Origin of the sequence: Agromyces humi (assembly GCF_009720255.1) — a bacterium.
Taxonomy (GTDB): domain Bacteria; phylum Actinomycetota; class Actinomycetes; order Actinomycetales; family Microbacteriaceae; genus Agromyces; species Agromyces humi.
The window spans coordinates 1-6411 of record NZ_WJSP02000209.1 but is presented as its reverse complement, the minus strand read 5'-3'; the positions used below and the strand labels follow the sequence as shown (position 1 = coordinate 6411).

The window sequence follows — 6411 nt, the reverse complement described above, 5'->3', positions numbered from 1 at the left end:
GCACGGGGGGAGTGGCGGGCGCGGCCGTGCTCGACGCCGCTTCGCCGCCGGCTCCTGGCACCACGCTCACCCCGGCCCAGCGGGCGTGGATCGCCGCCGAGCGTTCGGCCGCCGTGTCGGGGGCGGCCCGTAGGGTGAAGGAGTGATCTCCTCTCTCCGCGGCCGCGTCCTGACGGCGGCCGGCAGTTCGGTCGTGATCGAGGTCGGCGGCGTCGGGTTCCACGTCAACACCACCCCCGCATTCGCGTTGGCGTGCCGCGAGGGGCACGAGGCCTCGGTGCATACGAGCCTCGTCGTACGGGAGGATGCACTGACCCTCTTCGGGTTCGCCTCCCGTGATGAGCTCGACGTGTTCGAGCTGCTCCTCGGGGTCACCGGCGTCGGCCCGAAGTCGGCCCTCGGCGTGCTCTCCGCCCTGTCGCCCGACCAGGTGGCCGCGGCGGTGCAGGGCGACGACGATGCCGTGTTCCGCAAGGTCAGCGGCATCGGGCCCAAGACCGCGAAGCTCATCACCCTCTCGCTCGCCGGCAAGCTGGTGGCGCGGCCCTCGGGGCCGACCGCTGCCCCCGTCGTCACCGGTGGGGTCGCCGAGAGCGTGCTCGCTGCGCTCACCGGGCTCGGCTGGTCCGAGCGGGTCGCCGCCGAGGCCGTCGACGAGACGATGGCCGTGGCGTCCGAGACCGAGGCGGGTTCGGTCCCATCCGTGCTCCGCCTCACCCTCGCGCGACTCGGTCCCGCCCAGCATGCGGGGCGGGCGCGATGACGGCGAGCGGCCTCGACGACGGCGACCTCGGCGTCGAGGTCGACCTGACCGACCCGGTGCTCGCCTCCGAGGCCGAACTCGCGTTCGAGGGTGCGCTCCGGCCGCGCAGCCTCGCCGAGTTCGTGGGTCAGACGCGCGTGCGGGGGCAGCTTCAGCTGTTGCTGACCGCGGCCACCCTGCAGCAGCGCACGCCCGACCACATCCTGCTCGCAGGGCCTCCAGGGCTCGGCAAGACCACCCTCGCCATGATCGTGGCCCATGAGGGTGGGCGACCGTTGCGCATGTCCAGCGGCCCGGCCATCCAGCACGCCGGCGATCTCGCGGCCATCCTGAGCTCGCTGGTACCGGGCGAGGTGCTCTTCATCGACGAGATCCACCGCATGGCGCGTTCCGCCGAGGAGATGCTGTACCTCGCGATGGAGGACTTCCGCATCGACATCATGGTCGGCAAGGGTGCGGGCGCCACGTCGGTCCCACTCGACCTCGCGCCGTTCACGCTCGTCGGCGCGACCACCCGGGCGGGCCTCCTGCCCAATCCGCTGCGCGACCGGTTCGGGTTCACGGCGCACCTGGAGTTCTACGATGAGGCCGAGCTCGAGCAGGTGCTCGCGCGCGCCGCAACGCTGCTCGGGCTCGCGATCGACCGCGAGGCGATCGCGGAGATCGCGGGTCGCTGCCGAGGCACCCCCCGCATCGCCAACCGCCTGCTGCGCCGCGTCCGCGACTTCGCGCTCGTGCACGGCGGCGACGCTGATGTCACGGCGGTCCGGGCCGCGCTCGACCTCTACGACGTCGACGCACTCGGCCTCGATCGGCTCGATCGCGCCGTCATGATGATCATCCTCACGAGGTTCGGCGGAGGCCCCGTGGGGCTCAACACGCTCGCCGTCTCGGTGGGCGAGGAGTCAGAGACGATCGAGGCCGTGGTGGAGCCGTTCCTGGTGCGCATCGGGCTCATCACCCGCACGCCGCGCGGGCGGGTGGCGACGCCCTCGGCGTGGCGCCACTTCGGTCTGGCCCAGGGCGCTCCCGAGGGCGCAGCCACCCTCCCGATCGATGACCTATAATCCTTTGAGGCTTGGTCCTCAACGCCGTCGACTCCGTGCGGCCCGCCGCACACCGGAAGGTTCCCTCCCCTCATGACGTTCGATCCGTTCACTATCATCATGCTCGCCGTCCTGGCGGTGCTGATCTTCTTCATGTTCCGCAACTCGCGCAAGCGGCAGGCCGATGCGCGGGAGCTGCAGTCGAAGGTCACGGCGGGCGCGAAGGTGATGACCAACTTCGGCGTCTACGGCACCATCCTCTCGATCGACGACGACGAGAACCAGGTCCTCCTCGAGACCTCGCCCGGCACCGTGCTCACCGTCCACCGCCAGACGATCGCCCGCGTGGTCGAGCCGGCTGCGGTCGCCCCCGTCACCGAGGTCGGCGGGTCCCCCCTCGAGGGCGCGCCGGAGTTCGGTGAGCGCGTCGACGACGCGACCACCGACGAGACGCCCGACACCAAGAAGTCGGACGACTAAGACTCCCGAACCAAGCTCGGTCCGCGCGCTGTCGCGCGGGCTCTTGCAGAGAAAGCAGAACCTGTGGCTGCACCATCCAAGCGGTCATCCCGGCCGACCCCCGTTCGCAAGGCCTGGAGATCGCTCACCTGGCTCGGCGTGATCATCGTCGGACTCTTCGCGATCAACGCGGCCGGCGTGATGTGGGGCGGCGGGTCCTGGACCCCCAAGCTCGCGCTCGACCTCGAGGGCGGCACGCAGATCATCCTCGAGCCCAAGGTCGAGTCGGGCGCATCCGTCTCGCAGGAGCAGCTCGACCAGGCGGTCTCGATCATCCGCCAGCGCGTCGACGCTTCCGGTGTCGCCGAGGCGGAGATCAACACCGAGGGATCGAACGTCGTCGTGCGCATCCCCGGCGAGCTCGACGACCAGACGCGGTCCCGCATCGAGTCGTCGGCCAAGCTCGAGCTCCGCGCCGTGCTGCTCGCCGATGCGGCCACGAACCAGTCCATCGACCCGAGCCCCAGCGCCGAGCCGACCGAGCCCGCCGAAGAGCTCGAGTCGACGCCGACCGCGGTGCCGACCGACGGCAGCGACCCGGCGTGGGTCACCCCGGCACTGCAGGACGAGTTCGACAACTTCGACTGCTCGACGCTCGACGACGCCGACGCCAACGTCGCGCCGGCGGACGAGCCGCTCGTCACCTGCGACGTCTCGCGCACGGCGAAGTACCTGCTGGGTCCGGTGGAGGCCAGCGGCGAGAACATCGTCGACGCCAGCAACGGCATGGTGCAGACCTCGACGGGTGCGAGCACCGGTCAGTGGGCCGTCAACATCCAGTTCGACGACCAGGGCACCAAGGACTTCGCCACGGTCAGCACGCGGCTCTTCGGTCTGCAGGGCCAGACGCCCCGCGACCAGTTCGCCTTCGTCCTCGACGGCGCGGTGCTCACCGCGCCCCAGATGAACGGCGCGATCACCGACGGTCGACCCCAGATCACCGGCAGCTTCACGCAGGAGTCGTCGAAGTCGCTCGCGGACCAGCTGAAGTTCGGCGCCCTGCCGCTCAGCTTCACGGTGCAGTCCTCGGACACGATCTCCGCCACGCTCGGCACGTCGCAGCTGCAGTCGGGCCTCATCGCGGGCCTGATCGGCCTCATCCTGGTCGTCATCTACACGCTCTTCCAGTACCGGGCGCTCGGGTCGGTGACCATCGCGTCGCTCGTGATCGCCGCGTTGATCACGTACCTGACGATCACGATCCTGTCGTGGCGTGAGGGGTACCGCCTCTCGCTCGCGGGCATCGCGGGGTTGATCGTCGCGATCGGCTTCACAGCGGACTCGTTCATCGTGTACTTCGAACGCGTCCGCGACGAGTTGCGCGACGGCCGTCCACTGGTGGGCGCCGTGGAGGCGGGATGGAAGCGGGCCTTCCGCACGATCCTCGCGTCGAAGGGCGTCAACCTGCTCGCGGCCGTGGTGCTGTTCGTCCTCGCCGTCGGCAGCGTCAAGGGCTTCGCGTACACGCTCGGCCTCACCACGATCATCGACGTCGTCGTCGTGATCCTGTTCACCCACCCGATGCTGCAGCTGCTCGCGCAGACGCGGTTCTTCTCGAGCGGCAACCCGTGGTCGGGTCTCGACCCGAACGCCCTCGGGGCCGTGTACCGCGGCCGCGCCGAGTTCCGCAAGCCGGTCGCCGTGCCCGCGGGCAAGGTCGCCTCGAGCGCACGAGAGGCGCAGAAGCGCCAGACCATCGCAGAACGCAAGGCCACCGCAGGCGTCGGCAGCGGCTCGAGCGAAGGCAAGGAGTCCTGATGGCCAACCGGCTCACCACATTCGGCAACGACCTCTACACGGGCAAGCGCTCGTTCAACTTCGTCGGCGGCCGCAACAAGTGGTACGCGATCGCCGGCGTGCTGATCATCCTCACGGTGCTCATCCCGGTGCTCAGGGGCGTCAACTTCAGCATCGAGTTCCGCGGCGGATCGCAGTTCCAGATCGCCGGCATCGAGAACGCCGAGGCCCAGCCCGCCGTCGACGCCGTGGCATCCGTCGTCCCCGACGCCGATACGCACGTCACGATCGTCGGCGGCACGGGCGTGCGGGTGCAGACCGACCAGCTCGAGCAGGAGGACTCGCTCGCCGTGGCGAACGCCCTCGCCGAGGCCTACGACGTGCCCGTGTCCGAGGTGACGTCGTCGTTCATCGGGCCGAGCTGGGGTGCGGATGTCACGAGGCAGGCCCTCGTCGGCCTCGCCGCGTTCCTGCTGCTGGCCGGCATCATCATGGCGCTGTACTTCCGCACCTGGAAGATGTCCCTCGCCGCCATCCTCGCCCTGATCGGCGACCTGATCGTGACCGTCGGACTCTATGCGGCGGTCGGCTTCGAGATCAGCCCTGCAGCCACCATCGGCATCCTGACGATCCTGAGTTACTCGTTGTACGACACCGTCGTGGTGTTCGACAAGATCCGCGAGAACACGACCGAGGACGGACAGGAGTCGCGGCGCACGTTCGCCGAGTCGGTGAACCTCGCCGTGAACCAGACCCTGGTGCGCTCCATCAACACGAGCGTGGTGGCGGCCCTGCCGGTCGCGGCGATCCTCTTCATCGGTGCCGGCGTGCTCGGCGCGGACACCCTGCGCGACATCTCGCTCGCACTGCTCATCGGCATCCTGGTCGGCACCTGGTCGACGGTGTTCATCGCCGCGCCGCTGTATTCGCAGCTCCGCGAGGGTGAGCCGGCGATCCGCCGTCACGACCAGAAGGTGCTGAAGGAGCGCGACCGCGCGGCGGCCGTCGTGCGCGACGCCGAGGCGCTCCCCACCGCGTGATGTTCGCCTGGGGCGAGAGCGGCACGGAAGACCTCTCCGAGCGACGATAATTGAGTTCTGGAGGTGCGCGCATGACCGAGGCGGGAGTCAACTCGACCGCTTCGCTGCGCCGCCTGGTTCCCCGGATCTTCTCGAAGGCGCAGCCGTCAGGTGCCGTCGAGACGCTCATGCGCACGGTGCGGATGCACCATCCGAAGGCCGATCTCGGACTGATCGAGCGCGCGTACACGGTCGCTGAGCGCGCCCACGAGGGGCAGAAGCGCAAGAGCGGCGAGCCCTACATCACGCATCCCATCGCGGTCGCGCAGATCCTCGCCGACCTCGGCATCGGCTCGAAGACGGTCGCCGCGGCGCTGCTGCATGACACGGTGGAAGACACCGCGTACACGCTCGACCAGGTGCGCGCCGACTTCGGTGACGAGATCGCGATGCTCGTCGACGGCGTCACCAAGCTCGACAAGGTCAAGTACGGCGACTCGACCCAGGCCGAGACCGTCCGCAAGATGATCGTCGCGATGTCGAAGGACATCAGGGTCCTCATCATCAAGCTGGCCGACCGGCTCCACAACGCCCGCACCTGGGGTTTCGTGCCCGCCGAGTCGGCGTCGCGCAAGGCCACTGAGACGCTCGAGATCTACGCGCCGCTGGCGCATCGGCTCGGCATCCAGGCGATCAAGTGGGAACTCGAAGACCTGTCGTTCGCCGTGCTGTACCCGAAGCTCTACGCCGAGATCGAGAGCCTCGTTCGCCAGCGCACGCCGCAACGCGAGGAGTTCGTGCAGAACGTCATCGACCTCGTGGGCGAAGACCTGAAGGCCTCGAAGATCCGCGGCAAGGTCATGGGTCGGCCGAAGCAGTACTACTCGATCTACCAGAAGATGATCGTGCGCGGACGCGACTTCGACGAGATCTACGACCTCGTCGGCATCCGGGTGCTCGTGAACTCCGTGCGCGACTGCTACGCCGTGCTCGGATCCATCCACGCGCGATGGACTCCACTGCCCGGGCGGTTCAAGGACTACATCGCGACCCCGAAGTTCAACCTCTACCAGTCGCTGCACACGACGGTCATCGGTCCAAAGGGTCGCGCGGTCGAGATCCAGATCCGCACGCACGACATGCACCAGCGCGCCGAGTACGGTGTCGCAGCGCACTGGAAGTACAAGGAGCGGATGAACTCGGGGCGCACCACCGACGCCCAGAACGCCAACGACACCGACATGGCCTGGCTCGCGCACATCTCGGACTGGCAGGCCGAGACAGCCGACCCCGGAGAGTTCCTGGATTCGCTCCGGTTCGAGATCGG

The 6411-nt window shown here is 68.9% G+C and carries 6 protein-coding genes; all 6 read left to right on the top strand.

Features of this window, described 5'->3' with window-relative positions; genetic code table 11:
- Nucleotides 1–142: 142 nt before the first annotated feature.
- Nucleotides 143–763, top strand: coding sequence for a Holliday junction branch migration protein RuvA (gene ruvA, locus GH736_RS14935; protein ID WP_159604714.1), 621 nt, complete (start codon nucleotides 143–145; stop codon nucleotides 761–763).
- Complete coding sequence (ruvB, locus tag GH736_RS14930; protein ID WP_159604712.1) at nucleotides 760–1830, top strand: Holliday junction branch migration DNA helicase RuvB; 1071 nt, start codon at nucleotides 760–762, stop codon at nucleotides 1828–1830. Before ruvA ends, ruvB begins: the two co-directional genes overlap by 4 nt.
- Nucleotides 1831–1902: 72 nt before the next feature.
- Nucleotides 1903–2289 carry a preprotein translocase subunit YajC gene (yajC, locus tag GH736_RS14925; protein WP_159604710.1) on the top strand — a complete coding sequence of 129 codons (387 nt, stop codon included), beginning with the start codon at nucleotides 1903–1905 and terminating at the stop codon, nucleotides 2287–2289.
- 180 nt (nucleotides 2290–2469) lie between these two features.
- Entirely contained in the window at nucleotides 2470–4086 is a 1617-nt protein-coding gene (gene secD, locus GH736_RS14920) for a protein translocase subunit SecD (protein ID WP_203230790.1), read from the top strand.
- Nucleotides 4086–5105 (top strand): protein translocase subunit SecF, encoded by a 1020-nt coding sequence (gene secF, locus GH736_RS14915; RefSeq protein ID WP_159604708.1) that lies wholly within the window; start codon nucleotides 4086–4088, stop codon nucleotides 5103–5105. Before secD ends, secF begins: the two co-directional genes overlap by 1 nt.
- A 71-nt stretch (nucleotides 5106–5176) precedes the next feature.
- Nucleotides 5177–6411, top strand: a 1235-nt coding sequence (locus GH736_RS14910; RefSeq protein WP_159604706.1) for a RelA/SpoT family protein, incomplete at its 3' end; no start/stop codon positions are given.

Coding starts and splice junctions, on each gene's coding strand:
- ruvB (WP_159604712.1), top strand. CDS start 760: ATGACGGCGAGCGGCCTCGACGACGGCGACCTCGGCGTCGAGGTCGAC.
- yajC (WP_159604710.1), top strand. CDS start 1,903: ATGACGTTCGATCCGTTCACTATCATCATGCTCGCCGTCCTGGCGGTG.
- secD (WP_203230790.1), top strand. CDS start 2,470: ATGTGGGGCGGCGGGTCCTGGACCCCCAAGCTCGCGCTCGACCTCGAG.
- secF (WP_159604708.1), top strand. CDS start 4,086: ATGGCCAACCGGCTCACCACATTCGGCAACGACCTCTACACGGGCAAG.